This window comes from Flavobacterium sp. DG2-3, assembly GCF_030730925.1.
Taxonomy (GTDB): Bacteria; Bacteroidota; Bacteroidia; order Flavobacteriales; family Flavobacteriaceae; genus Flavobacterium.
The window spans coordinates 54858-71501 of the sequence record NZ_JAVAMB010000021.1 but is presented as its reverse complement, the minus strand read 5'-3'; the positions used below and the strand labels follow the sequence as shown (position 1 = coordinate 71501).

Genomic DNA, 16644 nt, shown 5'->3' with positions numbered 1-16644 from the left:
TACGTATATTCATCTAAAAAGAAGATGCTAATATACGTACTTTTTTTAAAAGTAAATTCCAATATTAAAATTTCTAATGTTGAAAATTCCAAATTCCAATTGCTGATGTACTCAATTTTGACAAAGTTTAATTGTCACAGATTTGTCAGGCTGAGCGGAGTCGAAGCCCACGCAAAGTAACTCCACAATCTGGATCTTTACCGATATGCTTTGCGATCCTTCGACTTCGCTCAGGAGGACAATAGAATTGTTTCAACTTTGTCAAAGTTTCTTACACAAAGTTTGTCATTCTGAGGAACGAAGAATCTTCGTAAGTAACTCTACAAAGATTGGCGATATAGATTACGGAGCTTCTTGTGGAGCTTCGTCTCCGCTCAGCCTGACACAGTATGTAATTTTGTGTTTATTAAAATTGAGAATATCCTTTGAAAACGTTTGCCCGCGAGAGGGATAGGAGCAATCCGCCGCGGCGGAGCGGATAGCCCGACAGCAACCCGATAAAAAGGGGTATACGCGCAAAGAAAATTACCCTTTTTATCGGGATGGTGGCTCGCCCATATTTTAATTAGAGAATGTGCCAATTTGATAATTAGATAATTATTATCGGTTACTCAAATAATTATCTAATTGTCAAATTATCTCAATTATCTCATTTTAGAATGGGGATGTTGAATGTAATCCTCGTACCTTCTCCAGGAATGGAGTTCATGAAAACGCGGCCGTTGATGTATTGAATTCTTTCTTTCATAAATAAAAGTCCCATTCCGGATTCGCTGTTTCGTTTTTTGTCGACAGAATTAACGTCGAAACCTTTGCCATTGTCGTCTACTATAATACTTAACAATGTTTCACTGTGCGAAAGCTGTACAATAATATGCGACGATTCGGCATATTTTATGGCATTGTTGATGGCTTCTTGAGTAAGACGATAAATGTTGATTTCGATTAACGAATCTAAACGCTGGTCAAAATCGGTTTTGTTGTAGAAAAGGATTTCTTTTCCTGTAAGTTTTGAAAGTTCTTGTGTTAGTTTTGATAAAGACGAAACGATTCCGTGATCGCTTAATTCTGGCGGCATCAGGTTGAAAGTTGCTGTGCGGACACCTTTTATAATGTCTAATGAGAGCTTTTTTAAATACTCAATTTTTTGTTCTGATTTTTCTCTGTCGTCGAGATTGATGCTTTCCAAACTGAATTTTAAACCCGTTAACATCTGTCCGATTCCGTCGTGAATTTCTTTGGCGATTCGGTTTTGTTCGTTTTCCTGATTTTCAACAATTTTACTGGAAATAATCTTCTGCTGATTGATTTTTTCGGTTGTGTTTTCAAGATTTAAACGTTCGACTTCGCGCTGTGCTTTTTTACGTTCGGTGATGTTGAAACAAACAATTAAAAGTTCCAGTTCGTCTTTTTTGATCATAACGGGAACCATCGATAAATCGAGCCAGATTTCTTTTTCGTCTTTGTTGATAATTTTAACTTCGCCTTGCCAGCCGCTTCTTTGTTTTTCGAAAATTAAGCGATCAAAATTAACCTGTTCTTTTTCATCTTCGGTTAAGACTTCTGAGAATTTTTTGTTGGATGAAAATTTGGTGTAATTAAGCAGTTTGGCAAATTTTTCACCAATATGAATAATCGAACCGTCTGGCGAAATTCGGCAGTACAGCAAAGTGTTTTCCATCGCATAATTAAGCGATTTCAGCTCTTTTACAGAGTTTTCTTTAATTTCACTGATAATTTCAGTGTCGTATGCCAGTTTTAAAGCTTTCTTTTCAGAAGATAGAAGCTGGGCAATTAATCTTTCAATTTTCTTATTAGTTGGTTTGAAAATGAAGAAAAATTCTAAAAGTAGAACCAGCAACGTAAATCCGAAAATCCAATATTCGATTCGGCGCTGTTCGGTTACTTTTTCGTGTGCTTCAAGATCGTATTGGGTTACAATCTGATTCATTTTAGAAAGAAAAAGGCCTTCGTTTTCTAAAATGGTCTGAACCAATTTTTGATTTTCAGCAACTGATTTTTTCTCTTGTAAATTCAGTAGAAAAGAATCCGTTGTTTGTGCTATTTTATTGAAAATCGGATTGATTTCCAGATAGAGTTTGTTGAGGGTTTCACTTTTTTCTTTCGGAAAAGCGAGGCTGTCATTTCCATTTTCCAATGCATTTTGATTCTTTTTCCAAAGTTGTAAAACTTCTTTTAAATGGGAAGCTTTCTTGGCTGTAGCCGAATCGGAAACGTAATGTAAAATGAGAACTTCTTTGACAATTTTCTGGCTCAGCATTCTTTGCTTTCCAGAAAAGTTAATGATTTTAGAATCGCTTAATTGCTGGTTCAGATTGTATTGAACCAAAAACTGACTGATAATTATAGTTAAGGCAATAGTAAGAAGCGCAAAAAAATACAGTCGTCGTAAATTTTTGAAAGTGATTTTTTCTGCAGCTTCCTGATTGCTTTTCTTCATTTAAATCTTTTTACAATCCTAAAGAAGCTTTTATAAGGTTTAAATTCTCTTCAGAATATTTGATTTTAAGGGCTTCGGCATGTCCTTTTTCCGACATTTTATCCCAAGTTTTTTTGATGATATTTTTTAGTTTTTCTTCATCATGTTTTTGAACGAAAGGTTCTAAGTAATAATCTAAAAAAACGAGACAAATAACATCTTCCAGCAATTGGGTTTCGGCGTCTTTTTTAAGTAGTTTTTTTTCGATTAAAAAAGAAACGCGATCGATAAACGTTTGATTGTAACCTGCTTTTTCTAAAATTTCGGCTGTAGTTTTGGCATGGAATTTTTTCAGTTCTTCTCGCCATTTTAAATAACCAACACGATCCATCGGGTAGGATTCGCGTGCCACTTTCCATCTGCAAATGTGCTGTGCTTTTGAAGCAATCTGAACTTCTTCTGAGGCATTGGGTTCAAACTGCATCAGTTTTTCGTACATCCTGTTGGAATATAGCAATTCTTTAGGATATTCCTGATTTTGATCGATTTCGATGTTCGGATCTTGAGCGTTTTCAGCATCAATCCATTCGCTTGCTTTTTGGAAAGGTGTTGTCATTTTTTGGTTTAGTAATAGATTTCAAAGATACGGAATAAAGTTTTTTTAGCCACGAATTCAGGAATGGATATTTTTTGTCGCAGATTAAAAGGATTAGATCTTTGTGCATAATTTTTTTCGCCACGAATTTCACGAATCGGCACGAATTAAATTAGTGTAATTTGTGAAATTCGTGGCTAAAAGAAAAAAATAATCCTTTTAATCTGTGTAATCTGTGGCATTAAAATTTAATCTACAAAGCCTACGAAAACTTCGTCTTCTACAATTTTTACAGGATATGTTGCAATTCGATAATCGTCACCGTTTAGGTTGGAACCGTCAACAAGTGAAAAGGTTTTTTTGTGCATTGGGCAGGCAATTTTCGGGATATCGTCTGTTGAACCAGTCATTCCTCTGGAAAGTACCATTTCCATTTTGTGCGGACATGCATTTTGGCAAGCATACCAAGCGTTGCGACGCGCGAAATTGAAAATTGCGATTTGCTTGTTTTTGTATTTGATACAGCCGCCGCGATTGGTTGGAAAATCTTCAATTTTGCCCGCTTTGAACCAAATTGTCGCATCGCTCGCGTGTACAGTTTCGTATTGATTTAAGATTTCTTCCATGATGCTTTTTGTTTTATTTCCTGTTTCTTAGCCCTCTTTTTACAATCATGAGAGTTATGATGGCGCAGTAAAAAAGAGGGTAAGAAGGACAGCAAACGTTTAATTTATTTTTTTCTTTTTTTGGAACTGATATTTTGCCACAAAGACACTAAGGCGCTAAGTTTTTTATTTCTATTCTTTATTTTTTAGTCGCGCAAAGTCGCAAAGTCGCAAAGTTTTTTTTTCTTTTTTTTGGAGCTGATTTTTTAAACACATAGACATAGATTTAACTAGTTTGAAAAAAGAATTGTCAAAAGAAAATCATTTAAATGGAAAGTGAAATGTCTTTTTGGGTTCGCAAAATCTATGTCTCTTTGTTGTTATTATTTTATTATGACCAAGCTTTTGGCGCCTTTTGATCTCTTAATGGAACAAAAGCAATGTTGTCGTCTTTTTCGTCTGAGTTCACAAAATGATTGAAACGTTTCAATAATCTTGGTTTTTCTAATACTTGTTTCCACTCGCATTCGAAAGTATTTACCAAAGTCTCCATTTCAGCTTCTAATGTTTCACAGATTCCTAAACTGTCTTCGATAACTACTTGTTTTAAATACTCTAAACCGCCGTCTAGTTTTTCTAACCAAGTTGAGGTACGAATCAGCGGGCCAGCCGTGCGGATGTAATACATTAAGAAACGGTCCATATATTTAATTACAGTTTCTTTGTCGATTTTCTCGGCCAATAAAACGGCGTGTTTTGGGTTTGCACCGCCATTTCCGCAGATGTATAAATTCCACCCGCCTTCAACAGCGATTAGTCCGAAATCTTTTCCGCGTGCTTCTGCGCATTCGCGAATGCAGGCAGAAACACCACCTTTTAGTTTATGAGGAGAACGGATTCCTTTGTAGCGGTTTTCTAGTTCGATTGCAAATCCGGCGCTGTCGTCCATTCCGTAACGACACCAGGCGTTTCCAACACAGCTTTTTACGGCACGAAGTGATTTTCCGTAAGCGTGACCGCTTTCAAAACCATTTTCGATTAATATTTTCCAGATTTTTGGCAAGTCACTTAAATGCGCTCCGAATAAATCGACACGTTGTGCCCCAGTGATTTTAGTATATAAATCGAATTGTTTTGCCACTTCGCCAATTACGATTAGTTTTTCAGCTGTAATTTCACCACCGGCTACTCTCGGAACAACAGAATAAGTTCCGTTACGTTGAATGTTAGCTAAAAATCTATCGTTTGTATCTTGAGTTGTAACGTGTTTGTTTGCAGTGTCGTTGTAAATGCTAGAGAAAATCGAAGCAACAACCGGTTTGCAGATTTCGCAACCATCGCCTTTTCCGTGATGATCTAGAACATCGTAGAAATTCTCGTATTTGTTGATTTTAACCAAATCGAATAATTCCTGACGTGTATAGCTGAAATGCTCGCAAATAACTTCTTTTACTTCTTTTCCTAAAGATTTTTGAGCTGCTTTCACCAAGTCTGAAACCATTGGTTTACAGCCTCCACATCCTGAAGTTGCTTTTGTAGCTTTTACAACATCTGAAAAAGTGGCACAGCTTTCGTCTAAAATTTTACAGCAAATTGAGCCTTTCGTTACATTTTCGCAAGAACAGATTACAGCTGTATCTGGCAAGTCCATTACGCTTCCCATTGAAGAACCTTCAGAACCGTCGCGTGAACCTAAAATCAAATCTTCTGGATTTTTAGGCAATGCCATTTCGTTGATATAAATCTGGAAAAGTGAATTGTAATCGCTAGAATCTCCGACTAAAATTCCGCCCAACAATTTTTTAGAATCTTTGGTAACGTTGATTCTTTTGTAAACACCACTTAATTTATTTTCATAAATGATAGCCGTAACCTCATTATTTTCAATGAAAGGATCACCAAAACTGGCTACTTCGACACCAATTAATTTTAATTGTGTCGACATATCGATGGTTTCTCTCATGGTTTTGTCGCCATTTAAGATTTGCTCAGCTGCCACATCGGCCATTTCATAACCTGGAGCAACCAGTCCGTAAATGTTATGGTTGTAAAGTGCAGCTTCACCAATAGCAAAAATAGAAGGATCTGATGTCTGCATTTGATTGTTTACCACAATTCCGCCTCTTACGCCAACTTCCAATCCTGAAACTCTTGCTAGTTCGTCGCGAGGTTTAATTCCAGCAGAAATTACTAGCATATCGACTTTTAACAATTCGTCGTTAGCGAACATCATTCCAGTTATGCATTCTTTCCCGTCGATATATTGAGTGGCTTTATTCAGATGAATTCCGATGTTTAATTCTTCGATCTTAGACTGAAGCATATCACTTGCGCCTTGATCCAATTGTCTTGGCATCAAACGCGGAGCAAATTCCACCACATGCGGATTTAAACCTAAATCTCTAACTGCTTTTGCTGCTTCTAAACCCAATAGGCCGCCTCCTAAAACTGCCGCTTCTGTAGCGCCTTTTTGTTTTATCTTTTTGGCGTAAGCCATAATTGCATCCAGATCTTCGATGGTTCTGTATACAAAGACACCTTCTTTTTCTACACCATCAATTGGCGGTACAAAAGCAGAAGAACCTGTTGCTAAAACTAAGTAGTCGTACGTATGTGTTTTTCCTAGATGCGTATGAATTGTTTTTGCATCGCGATTAATATCTGTAATTAATTCAGATGTATTGAGAGTAATATTATTTTCTAAGTACCATTCAGTTGTTGATAGTGATAAATCATCAGCTGTTTTTCCTCCAAAGTATTCGCTTAAGTGAACGCGATCGTAAGCGCGTCTTGGTTCTTCTCCAAATACTGTCACTTGATACTTTTCTTGTCCTGATTTTGCAACAAACTTTTCGCAAAATTTATAACCAACCATGCCGTTTCCAACTACTATTACTCTAATCATGATTTCTTTAATTAAGTATTACTACGCAAATATAAGTATTTGTACTTATAAAAATACGTAAATATTTTATTTTTTAAGTACAATATATGTTTTGGTTACTACGTATTTTGACTTAATCTTTTACGTAGTGCGGGTTTTGAGTGATTTTGCAGTTACTTAGTTTTTTTAAATTTGAAAACATTCTAAATAAGCATTTCAAAAAAATGTCGTAAATTCATAGGAATTTTATAGGTGTTTTGAAAAAAGGAACATTTTTAAACTGAGATCTCATGAAAAAAATACTTTCAATATTGTTGTTTTCATTTTTAATGATAGGCTGTAAAACGACAGCAAATAAAGAAGCTGCCGGAACCACTTCAACAATTTCTACAGAAGAAGATTTAAAATATTATTTTAAAGGAACTGGAAATGAACCTTTTTGGGGAATCAAAATAGGGAATGAGGAAATTGTTTTTACGTCGTTAATACCTGGTAAAGAAAAAATAACTTTTCCTGCTGTTGATGCAATTAGGGCAATGGATGCTAATGTAAAAATGTATAAAGTAAGTAATGAAAGCACTTCGGCAACGATTACAATTCAGCAGGTGGATTGTCAAGACTCGATGTCTGGCACGATTTCTCCTTATAGTGTAAAAGTTGAAATTAAGAATAATTCAGAATTAGAAACGAAGAAACTTAGTGGTTGCGGAAAATATCTTACCGATTATCGTTTGCATGATATTTGGGTTTTGGAAGAATTGAATGGTTATAAAGTTTTTGCTACTGATTTTCAAAAAGAAATGCCGAGAGTTGAAATTAACTCGTCAGAAAATAGATTCATGGGATATGGTGGCTGTAATTCAATTACAGGACAAATTTTCTATGAAAAGGATTTATTGCGATTTACTAAAGTTGTTTCGACTTTAATGGCTTGTCCTCAAGGTAATAAAGAAGGGGAGTTTTTGAAAGCTTTGCAAAGTACAACAACGTATTCTGTTGGTAATAATCAATTGACTTTGTCAAATCCTTCTGGGAAATTGGCTGTTTTTAAGAAAGTGGATTGATTGTGATTTGTTTCCCGCAGATTTTGCAGATTGAGCAGATATTTTTTCATTTTTTGTCATTTCGACGAAGGAGAAATCTTCGCGTAGTATTTCCATAAAGTATGGTTTAACTAAGATCAAAAACATAGCCCAAGGTTTCAACCTTGGGTACATAACGTAAACGTAGCATGATTTGCAATGCGCACCCAAGGTTGAAACCTTCAGCTATGCTGGAATTGCAGACGTACAATTAGTCTGTATTTCAACTAAGGGAAATGTAAAAAATGAGGAATTTTATTCAAACAGCTCCTTAGGTTCTTCGTTTTCTTCTTCGTCGCCTTCAACAAAATCCAATTCTAAAGCTTTTACGCTTTGAACCGCATTTCCGGCAATACCGCGAATCGAACCGTACATTCCTAGAGTATTATGAACTACTTTTTCGATTTGTTTTTCACGCTGTTTCCAGATTCGTTGCATCGCTCTTTTTTCAGAATCAAGATCGCTTTGCATTTGCGTGAAACCTTCTACGATTCCTTCAATCTGCAAACGGAATTCGTTGCTGGTCAAGAAATCATACAGCATCGACATTTTATCGCCTTTGTTTTCCTGCGCCTGAACCGCCTGATTAATTTGAATAAGTGATTGACGTAAAACAGCGCTCAAGCCCTTAAATTCTTCATAAGTACAAATCCATATTCCGTCGCGCATTCCCATTCGATCCATTCCAGAGGGCATGACTTCGGTAACTAAAACTCCGATATTGGCTCTTTTGGTTCGAATATCATTTTTAAATTTCTCAATCCACGAAGGCTGAAAGGCTTTTGTTCTTTTGCTTTCGTAATAAATTGAACCGCAATTTTGATGTTCGCGGGTATTTACGATTTGAAGGCAATCGGCACCATTTGCACCTTTTTTAACTTCGTCAATACTGTCAAGCGGGAAGTTGTTTGCCAGCCATTCTTCAATTGCCAATTCCATTACTTCGCCTTGCAATTGCATCGAACCTTGTTCTTGCTTGCGTTTCATTTCTTCGGTCAGCTTTTTTTGTTCTTCAAGCTGTTTCTGAAGTTCTTTGAATTTCAGTTCGTTTTTATCGTCTTCCTGCTTTCTAATTTTTTCGCGTTCCAAAGCCAATTGCGCATTTAATTGCTTTTCAGCTTCGGCTTGAATCGCTTCTTTCATTTCCAGTTTTTCGCGTTGTAATTTCGCTATTTCACCTTCCATTTTATTCAATTCTCTGATTTTTTCCGATTTTTCAGAGAGCTCTTTTTCCATCAAAAGCAAACGGTCTTTGTTTTCTTCTTCAAGTTTGGCTTTTAGTTTTTCGCCAATTTCTTTTTCAGCTGTTTTTTTCTCGCGTTCCAAACGTTCAGCAAAAAGTTCGTTTTCCTGTTTTTTCTTCGCTTCAAACTCCAATTTAGCTTTTTCCAATTGTTCGTTTTTAAACTCTAATTCCTTGTTTTGAACATTAGCTTTTTGTTGGAATTCTTTACGGATGCTGTCTTCCAACTGATGTTTTAAAACATCATTGACATCGATAGGAGTTCCGCAGTTTGGACACTGAATTGAAGATTGCTCAGCCATTTTTTATTAAATTGTATTATTGTAGAATTATAGTTTGCTAAGGTATTTAAAAGTTCTGTTTTTATAATATGGATTTCTGTACTAAATTGTAACGATTTTTTGTTATAGCTATTTTTTTTGCCACGAAGACGCAAAGGCACAAAGTTTTGTTTAATCTCTCAAAGTCGCAGAAACGCAAAGTTTATTCTCATTTTTGTCATCCTGAGGAATGAAGGATCTCCACAAGAAACTCGACAAAGATTGGGTTTCGGTGCGGAGCTACTTAAGGGGATCCTTCGTTCCTCAGGATGACAGACTAAATGGTTACTTTGCTAAACAAACTTTGCGCTTCTGCGACTTTGAGAGATTAAATAATAAAAACTTTGAGCCTTAACGCCTTTGCGGCAATAAAAACTCAACCGCTGATTGCGTAATTTCAGAATGATCGTCTTTTGAAGTTATTAGGGAAACATTCGTAAATAAATTGACCTTTTTCAATTCAATAAATCCAATCTCTGAGTCATGATTATTTTTGGCAATGTTTGACGGAACAATCGAAATTCCTAAACCGTTTTTAACCAATTGTACGATCGAATTAATATTATTCGCTTCGTGAATGATTTTCGGCGAAAAGCCATAAAACGCACAAAGTTCTAGTAAAACTTCATGATAATGCGGAGCATAATCTTTATTGAAGAAAACAAAAGTTTCGTCTTTCAGTTTTAAAATCTCATTTTCTGATTTTATTGAAACAGAATTTTTATTGTAAACCAATGAAAATCCATCCTTAAACCATAAATGCGCTTTTATTTTAGGTGAATGAATGGGCGATCGAATAATTCCCATTTCGATTTTTCCTTGTTCTAAAGCATCGATTTGTTTGGTGGTTGAGATTTCGAAAAGCTTAAAATTTACGTATGGGAATTGTGCTTTCAAATGTTTTATCAAATCTGAAATTACAGACGAATAAATCGAACTGATATAAGCGATTCTAAATTCGCCCGAAACGTTTTCTGCAATTTTTTTGGTTTTTACTGAAATGCGCTCTAAGTTTTGAAAAATCTCTTTTAACTCTTTTTCGAAATATTTTCCAGCTTCGGTGAGTTCTACTTTTTTATTGTTTCTGATGAAAAGCTTTGCCTGAAGCTCGTCTTCCAATTCGGCTATTTGACGGCTTAATGGTGGCTGTGAAATAAAGAGTTTTTCTGATGCTTTGGTAAAGTTCAGTTCTTCGGCAACAGCCAGAAAATATTTTAGATGACGTAATTCCATGATACTTTAAAAGTATTATTAATTGATAAAAATAGTATTTTTAAAGTATATATTGAATTTTTAGTTTTGATAAAAAAAATAATTCTCCCGCAGATTGAGCAGATTATTAGTTTTTGATAAAATCATTTTAACTACAATTTCCAATCTATAATAGCACAAAGATTCGCCTGATCTGCTCCCGATAGCTATCGGGACTGCGGGAGAAAAAATTTTAGCCACAGATTACAGAGATTTTACACAGATTTTTAATCTTTTTAATTTTTTAATCTGTGGCAAATATTAAAAACAAATCATATGAAAAAATCAACTATTGAAGAAATCAGAGAACGTTTTGACAATGATGTCGAACGTTTTGCAAATTTAGAAACAGGTCAAGTTGCTACAATTGATGCGACAATTTCTTTAGAATTAATAACGGAAGCCTGCAAAAGAATTGTTCCAAATGCTGAAAATGTTTTGGATATTGGCTGTGGAGCTGGGAATTATACTTTAAAAATGCTTTCGAAAGTCCCGAATTTGAATTGTGTTTTGGTAGATTTAAGTAAGCCGATGTTGGATAAAGCTTTAGAAAGAGTTTCTGCTGAAACTTCAGGAAGGGTAGAAGTGAAGCAAGGTGATATTAGAGAAGTTGATTTACCAGAAAATCATTTTGATTTTATCTTGGCAGGAGCGGTTTTGCATCATTTGAGAGATGATAATGATTGGGAAACCACTTTTGTTAAGTTATTTAAATTATTGAAACCCGGAGGTTGCTTAATGATTTCGGATTTGATTACGCAAGACACCGATTTATTGAATGAATATACTTGGCAGCGTTATGGCGATTATTTAGAAGGAATCGGCGGCGCTGAATCTCGCCAGAAAGTTTTGGATTATATCGAAAAAGAAGATTCTCCAAGATCAATGAATTACCAATTGGATTTGATCAAAAAAGTGGGTTTTTCTAAAGTCGAAATTTTACACAAAAATATGTGCTTTGGTGCTTTTGGCGGAATTAAATAAAGAGTTTTTAGCCACGAATTACACGAATTTCACTAATCTTATTTGATAAACTTTGGCTATTTTTCTGCCACAGATTACACAGATTAGCACAGATTAAAAAAAATCATTTTAATCCTTTTTAACCTGTGGCAAAAAAATTAGTGCAATTCGTGAAATTCGTGGCTATAAAAAAAATCTAAGCATTAACAGGCATTGGAAATTTGGTTCTTAAGTCGAAAACCAATTCTGATGGACCGTTTTTCTGTAAATAGTCTAATTTTTCAACCGCTTCTTCCATAGTTGGAATTTGTCCTTTTGGAATCCACCACATGGCGGTGTGTGCTTTTCCGAATTTTTGAAACCATTCTTTTCTACGTTTGAGAAATTCGCTGTGAAAGGTTTTGTACATATAATGCTCTAGAGTTTCGATGTTTTCCCAAACCGAGACATTAATGATAATCTGCTCGTCATTATAAGGATTAAAACTTGTTGCATTATAATTGTTGTCGTGGTCTTTTAATCGCCATACAAAACCTTCGCTTTGCTCGGCTAAGGTGTTTACGGTATCTAAGTTGTCTACAAATTCTTTCATGATTGGGTCGTTGATGTCAACGCCTTTCATTTTGGCAATATTAATTTCGGCAAGGTGGTAGTTGCTCATAATTGATAAAGTTCTGTTTCGTAGGTAAGTTAGCTTTTTATTCGCCACGAATTCACGAATTATTTTAAATGCTTTGCGCATAGATTAAAAAAAAAAAAAATTCGTGAATTCGTGGCGGAAAAACTTATAAAATCTGAACAGTTTTATAAACCTGAATTGGGCTTGAAACTAAGTTTTCTGTTTTTTGAATGAATTCCTTTAAATAGGATTGTTCGTTATGTAAATCTAAGCCAGGCTGATCTTTCCATTCTTCCCAAAGAATAAAAACATTTTCGGAAGTATGCAAATCGTAACGAATACAAGCGACTTCTTTTCTGGTTTCGGTAACCAGATGGTTTAACAGATTTTGAACTTCAATTAAGTTCTCAGGTTTGCTTTTTAAGATGGCAGTAATTGAAATCATAATTATAAGTTTTTAAAGGTTTCTTCTAGATGTTTGGTATAATTCTCCTTAAAGATAACGATATTTTCTGGTGTAGCGCCTTTTTCAACATCATGAAAATGAAATCCGTTTATGCGTTCCATTCCGGTGAATTTGTTCATTTTGTGAAAACCAAACATTACGCCGTCGTCAACAGAAGTTTCTTCAAAGAATTCACCTGGGAGCGTAAAAGCAGTTGCAGGTGCATTCCAGCTTGTGGTTAGCATGTATTTGCGTCCGTGTAAAAGCCCGCCGGTTCCGTAATTGATATCTGGATTTACGCGGCTTCTTCCGTCGCTTTTGTAGATTCCGTTGTTATGGCCTTGTGTGAAAACATCGTCAATATATTTTTTGAAAAGATTCGGAATCTGGAACCACCAAACTGGTGTATGATAAATGATTAAATCTGCCCAAACGAATTTTTCTACTTCTGCTTGAAGATCGATTTCGTCTTCAATATGAGTTGTTTTTATTTCGTAATTGTTGTTTTTTGAAAGGAATTCAATTGTCCAATCCTGAACGGTTTTATTGAATTGTCCTCCTGAATGAGCAAATTTCTGCCCGCCGTTTATTATAAATATCTTTTTCATTTTTAACTGTTACTTCTTTTGAAAACGGATGTGTGAGGGATAGAGGCGGTATCCTTTTGTGAAATGAAATGGAACAAAAGATATAGCCGAAAGCCCGACCCGCTTTTTCTGCGGGACACACCCAAATTATTTTAATGTTTGAGATTTTTTTTAAACACATAGGAACATAGTTTTTTTTCTTTCTGGAAAAGGAAGTGGAAAGAAACTAGTTTCTAACACATGGTCCCGAAGCTTCGGGATGAATTGATGCAAGTGAAACGCCTTAAGCGCAAAGCAAAACTATGTTTCTATGTGTTTAAAATATTATGTATAAAGTATTATTTAACTTTAGAAATTGCCTGATTGATGAAATCTAATTCTGAAGCAGAAAGATCAAAATCCATAGCTTTTGCGTTTGAAATGGCTTGTTCTGCGTTTCTAGCTCCGGCTAAAACAATTGAAATTCCTTTTTGTAAAGTCGTCCAGCGAAGTACTAATTGAGAAATCGAAATGTGTTTGTCGTTTGCTAAAGAACTTAATTCTTCGATTAAAGTTTTTACTTGTTGTAAATCGAATTTTCCGAAATAACCGTTTCTGTGATCGTTTTCTTTTAGTTTGCTGTCGGTGAAATATTTCCCGGTCAATAAACCTCTTTCCATTGGGCTGTAAGCAATGATTCCGATGTTTTCTGAAACTGTAAACGGAATTAAATCTGCTTCGATTGAACGGTTTAGCATGCTGTAAGCTACTTGATTTGACGCAATTTGAACTGTTTTTTGAGCTTCTTTAATTTGATCGATATTGTAATTGCTTACTCCAAAAGCTTTGATTTTTCCTTGCTGAATTAGTTTTTCAACCGCTTCCATAGTTTCAGAAATTGGTGTTGTAACGTCTGGCCAGTGAATTTGCAATAAATCGATATAATCGGTTTGAAGGCGTTTTAAGCTGTCTTCGATTTCTTTGATTACGTTTTCTTTGGATGAATATTTGTAAATCGGCACTTTTTTACCGTTGTCGTCAGCATCGAAAAAGAAATCTCCTTTTCCGTTGTTGCTTCCGTCCCAAACCAAACCGAATTTTGTCAATAATTGCACTTTAGAACGATCAACGCTTTTAACAGCCTCGCCAATCATTTCTTCGCTTAAACCAAATCCGTAAAAAGGAGCGGTGTCAATTGTAGTAACGCCATTATCTATTGAAGCGTGAATCGAGTCGATTGAATCTTTCTTTTCGGTTCCGCCCCACATGGTTCCGCCAATGGCAAATGCGCCGTATGTGATTGCTGATAATTCTAGATCTGAGTTGCCTAATTTTCTATATTCCATGATTGTGATTTTTTCTGTTTAAAATTGATAAGGCAAAATTATACTGTTTTTACGAGTTGTATTTGGTATATATTTGTCTTTTTTAGGTATATTTGCATCTTCAAATAATTTCGACATGAAAAAAGAAAATTTATATGAGCCTTTTACGGTTTCGTTTGAGACGCTAGATGAATATCCAGATGTGGGAGATCGTCATAATTTTTTTGAGCTGGTTTATATTTTGGAAGGCACTGGTTCTCAGTGTATCAATAAAAATATTTTTACATATGATCCCGGTCATTTATTTTTATTGACGCCTGAGGATTGCCATAATTTTACGATTGAAATGAAAACGAAATTTTTCTTTTTACGATTCAATGATATTTATTTGAAAAACTCGAGTCTGCAGAATGAAAATATTCAGCGATTGGAATATATTCTTCAAAATGCGAATCATCAGCCGGGTTGTATCTTGAAAAATGATCCAGATAAATGTCTGGTAAAAGTGATGATTGAAGCGATTTGCCGCGAACATCAGGATAAAGATGTCTACAATCAGGAATTGATTCAGCAGCTGGTGAATACGCTGATTATTATTGTGGCGCGAAATATTGCGAAATATCTTCCGGAGCAGGTTTCTATTAGTACGGAAGCTAAAGCGATGGATATTTTGCAATACATTCAGAATAATATTTACTATCCTGAAAAGATTAAAGCGGAATCGATAAGTGATTATTTCGGAATTTCGAATACGTATCTAGGACGTTATTTTAAGAAACATGCGAGCGAAACTATGCAACAATATATCAGCAATTATAAAACGAAACTCATTGAACATCGACTGCAATTCAGTGATAAGCGCATTAATGAAATTGCGTATGAATTTGGTTTTACGGATGAAAGCCATTTTAATAAATTCTTTAGAAAACAAAAGGGGTATAGTCCATCTGAATTTAGAAAGACGATTCGATTGAGTGCTTAAATACGAATTGCACTAATTTGCACGGATTTTTTTTGCCACGAATTACTCGAATTTCCACTAATTTTTATTTTGCCACAGATTAAAAGAATTAAAATGATTTCTCTTTTGAGCTTATTAATTTTCTTCTCGCAGATTTAGCAGATTAAACAGATTTCTTTTTAGAATAAATCCGCACAATCTGCTAAATCTGCGGGAGAAAAAAAATAAAAAATCAGTTCAAATCCGCGTTTTTACGAAGTGAATCTGTGTTATCACCGTACTTTAGCTTTCTTTCCCAATAATAAAATCAAAATGCTCGGTTTTGCCCGTTTTTAGATTGTTGATTTCGTTTTGAATTAATTCTTCTAGAGATTCTGCAACAATATCTCTCGACCAAGATTCGTTTTGAAGTTCGATAATCTGACCGAATTTTCCTTTTGAGGCGGGATCGGTATCAAAAACTAGATAATCGCCGTTTCTTCCTGTAGCAAACGGGATCCATTTTGGATTGGCGTAATTGTCTGTATTGATTTTTTCGAAGTCTATTTCTTGGTCTGGCAAATCATCTTCGTCAAATTGTAAATCTTGTATCGAATTCCATTCTTCTTGAATATCTTCAAACGGAATCAAATCATAACTCCAATTGTTTACTCCAAATTGAAAAACTGCAGTTACGGCATCGTAATCGACATTTTGAACTTTATAAAAATTTAATAGAGCAGGAGGGATGGTTATTTCGTCTTCTATAATGGAATGATTTTTTATGTCTTCTTCTGAAATCCCTTCTGTAAGATTGTAGTAGTCGTTGTTTGTAGAGACAATTTTATTGATTTCTGCAATCCATTCCTGCCATAAAGGTTCAAATGCTTTGAATTCTTGATCAAGAGGTACTTTTTCCTTTTGGATTTTTTCTTCTTCTTCTTCGCGAGCAGAAATACTTAAACTTGTGATTTTTCCGTCTTCTTTATCAAACCAAACGCTGATTCCATTTAGGATAAAAGCACCGCTTCTGTCGCCTTTAAAAAGTTTGACAAGTTGATTTTTATTGTTTTCGTAGTAGTCAAATAATTGTTGTCCGTCGAAAATAAATTGGCCGCTAAAGATGTTTTTTGCACAATAATCATATTCTCTAACTTCAAACTCAATAGCAAGACTTTCTGCTTTTTCTCCTTCTTTAGAAAAAGCCATAATGCCTTGATCGTCCCAAGTATAAACGTGATTATGCTTTTTTTGAATGTGTCTAGAATCTCCTAAAGCTTGTTTTAAAACTGTTATATCAATTGGGAATTCGATGTTTATGCTGTTAATCTGAAAGCCGTTTTTGGATAATTCAATTTTTGTCATT

Annotated in this window: 14 protein-coding genes; 3 read left to right on the top strand and 11 right to left on the bottom strand. The window is 35.1% G+C overall.

The features are described from left to right. Positions 1–649 precede the first annotated feature (649 nt). The 4 genes from Q9Q97_RS20555 to nirB form a co-directional block, all read right to left on the bottom strand. Positions 650–2461 carry an ATP-binding protein gene (locus tag Q9Q97_RS20555; protein ID WP_306160551.1) on the bottom strand — a complete coding sequence of 604 codons (1812 nt, stop codon included), beginning with the start codon at positions 2459–2461 and terminating at the stop codon, positions 650–652. A 10-nt stretch (positions 2462–2471) separates the two neighbouring features. Continuing rightward, positions 2472–3056, bottom strand: a complete 585-nt coding sequence (locus tag Q9Q97_RS20550; protein WP_306160549.1) for a DUF4202 domain-containing protein — start codon at positions 3054–3056, stop codon at positions 2472–2474. A 227-nt stretch (positions 3057–3283) separates the two neighbouring features. Further along, complete coding sequence (nirD, locus tag Q9Q97_RS20545) at positions 3284–3661, bottom strand: nitrite reductase small subunit NirD (protein WP_306160548.1); 378 nt, start codon at positions 3659–3661, stop codon at positions 3284–3286. 370 nt (positions 3662–4031) lie between these two features. Further along, on the bottom strand, positions 4032–6545 hold the full coding sequence (nirB, locus tag Q9Q97_RS20540; RefSeq protein ID WP_306160546.1) for a nitrite reductase large subunit NirB: 2514 nt from the start codon (positions 6543–6545) through the stop codon (positions 4032–4034). Between the two features lie 269 nt (positions 6546–6814). On the opposite strand from nirB, the gene Q9Q97_RS20535 reads away from it, so the two are divergent. Then, entirely contained in the window at positions 6815–7588 is a 774-nt protein-coding gene (locus tag Q9Q97_RS20535; protein WP_306160543.1) for an META domain-containing protein, read from the top strand. A 273-nt stretch (positions 7589–7861) separates the two neighbouring features. Here Q9Q97_RS20535 and Q9Q97_RS20530 read toward each other — a convergent pair whose 3' ends face one another. Continuing rightward, positions 7862–9151, bottom strand: a complete 1290-nt coding sequence (locus Q9Q97_RS20530; RefSeq protein WP_306160541.1) for a DUF2130 domain-containing protein — start codon at positions 9149–9151, stop codon at positions 7862–7864. A gap of 369 nt (positions 9152–9520) precedes the next feature. Beyond that, on the bottom strand, positions 9521–10402 hold the full coding sequence (locus Q9Q97_RS20525) for a LysR family transcriptional regulator (protein ID WP_306160539.1): 882 nt from the start codon (positions 10400–10402) through the stop codon (positions 9521–9523). A gap of 294 nt (positions 10403–10696) precedes the next feature. Between Q9Q97_RS20525 and Q9Q97_RS20520 the strand changes: the two genes are divergently transcribed. Beyond that, the gene (locus tag Q9Q97_RS20520) at positions 10697–11404 is read left to right on the top strand and encodes a trans-aconitate 2-methyltransferase (RefSeq protein WP_306160537.1); all 708 of its coding nucleotides are present in this window, start codon (positions 10697–10699) and stop codon (positions 11402–11404) included. A gap of 175 nt (positions 11405–11579) precedes the next feature. On the opposite strand, the gene Q9Q97_RS20515 is transcribed toward Q9Q97_RS20520, so the two are convergent. The 4 genes from Q9Q97_RS20515 to Q9Q97_RS20500 all read right to left on the bottom strand — a co-directional run bounded on the left by Q9Q97_RS20515 (position 11580) and on the right by Q9Q97_RS20500 (position 14359). Then, positions 11580–12044: a DUF3291 domain-containing protein gene (locus tag Q9Q97_RS20515; protein WP_306160535.1), complete on the bottom strand. Its 465-nt coding sequence runs from the start codon at positions 12042–12044 to the stop codon at positions 11580–11582. A 124-nt stretch (positions 12045–12168) separates the two neighbouring features. Beyond that, positions 12169–12447, bottom strand: a complete 279-nt coding sequence (locus Q9Q97_RS20510; RefSeq protein WP_306160533.1) for a putative quinol monooxygenase — start codon at positions 12445–12447, stop codon at positions 12169–12171. Between the two features lie 2 nt (positions 12448–12449). Continuing rightward, entirely contained in the window at positions 12450–13055 is a 606-nt protein-coding gene (locus tag Q9Q97_RS20505; protein ID WP_306160531.1) for an NAD(P)H-dependent oxidoreductase, read from the bottom strand. A gap of 317 nt (positions 13056–13372) precedes the next feature. Further along, positions 13373–14359, bottom strand: coding sequence for an aldo/keto reductase (locus Q9Q97_RS20500; RefSeq protein WP_306160529.1), 987 nt, complete (start codon positions 14357–14359; stop codon positions 13373–13375). Between the two features lie 115 nt (positions 14360–14474). On the opposite strand from Q9Q97_RS20500, the gene Q9Q97_RS20495 reads away from it, so the two are divergent. Next, entirely contained in the window at positions 14475–15320 is an 846-nt protein-coding gene (locus Q9Q97_RS20495; protein WP_306160527.1) for an AraC family transcriptional regulator, read from the top strand. A gap of 261 nt (positions 15321–15581) precedes the next feature. Here the strand turns inward: Q9Q97_RS20495 and Q9Q97_RS20490 are convergent, their stop codons facing one another. After that, a complete protein-coding gene (locus Q9Q97_RS20490; RefSeq protein ID WP_306160526.1) occupies positions 15582–16643 on the bottom strand; it encodes an SMI1/KNR4 family protein in 1062 nt (353 codons plus the stop codon). Between the last annotated feature and the right edge of the window lies 1 nt (position 16644).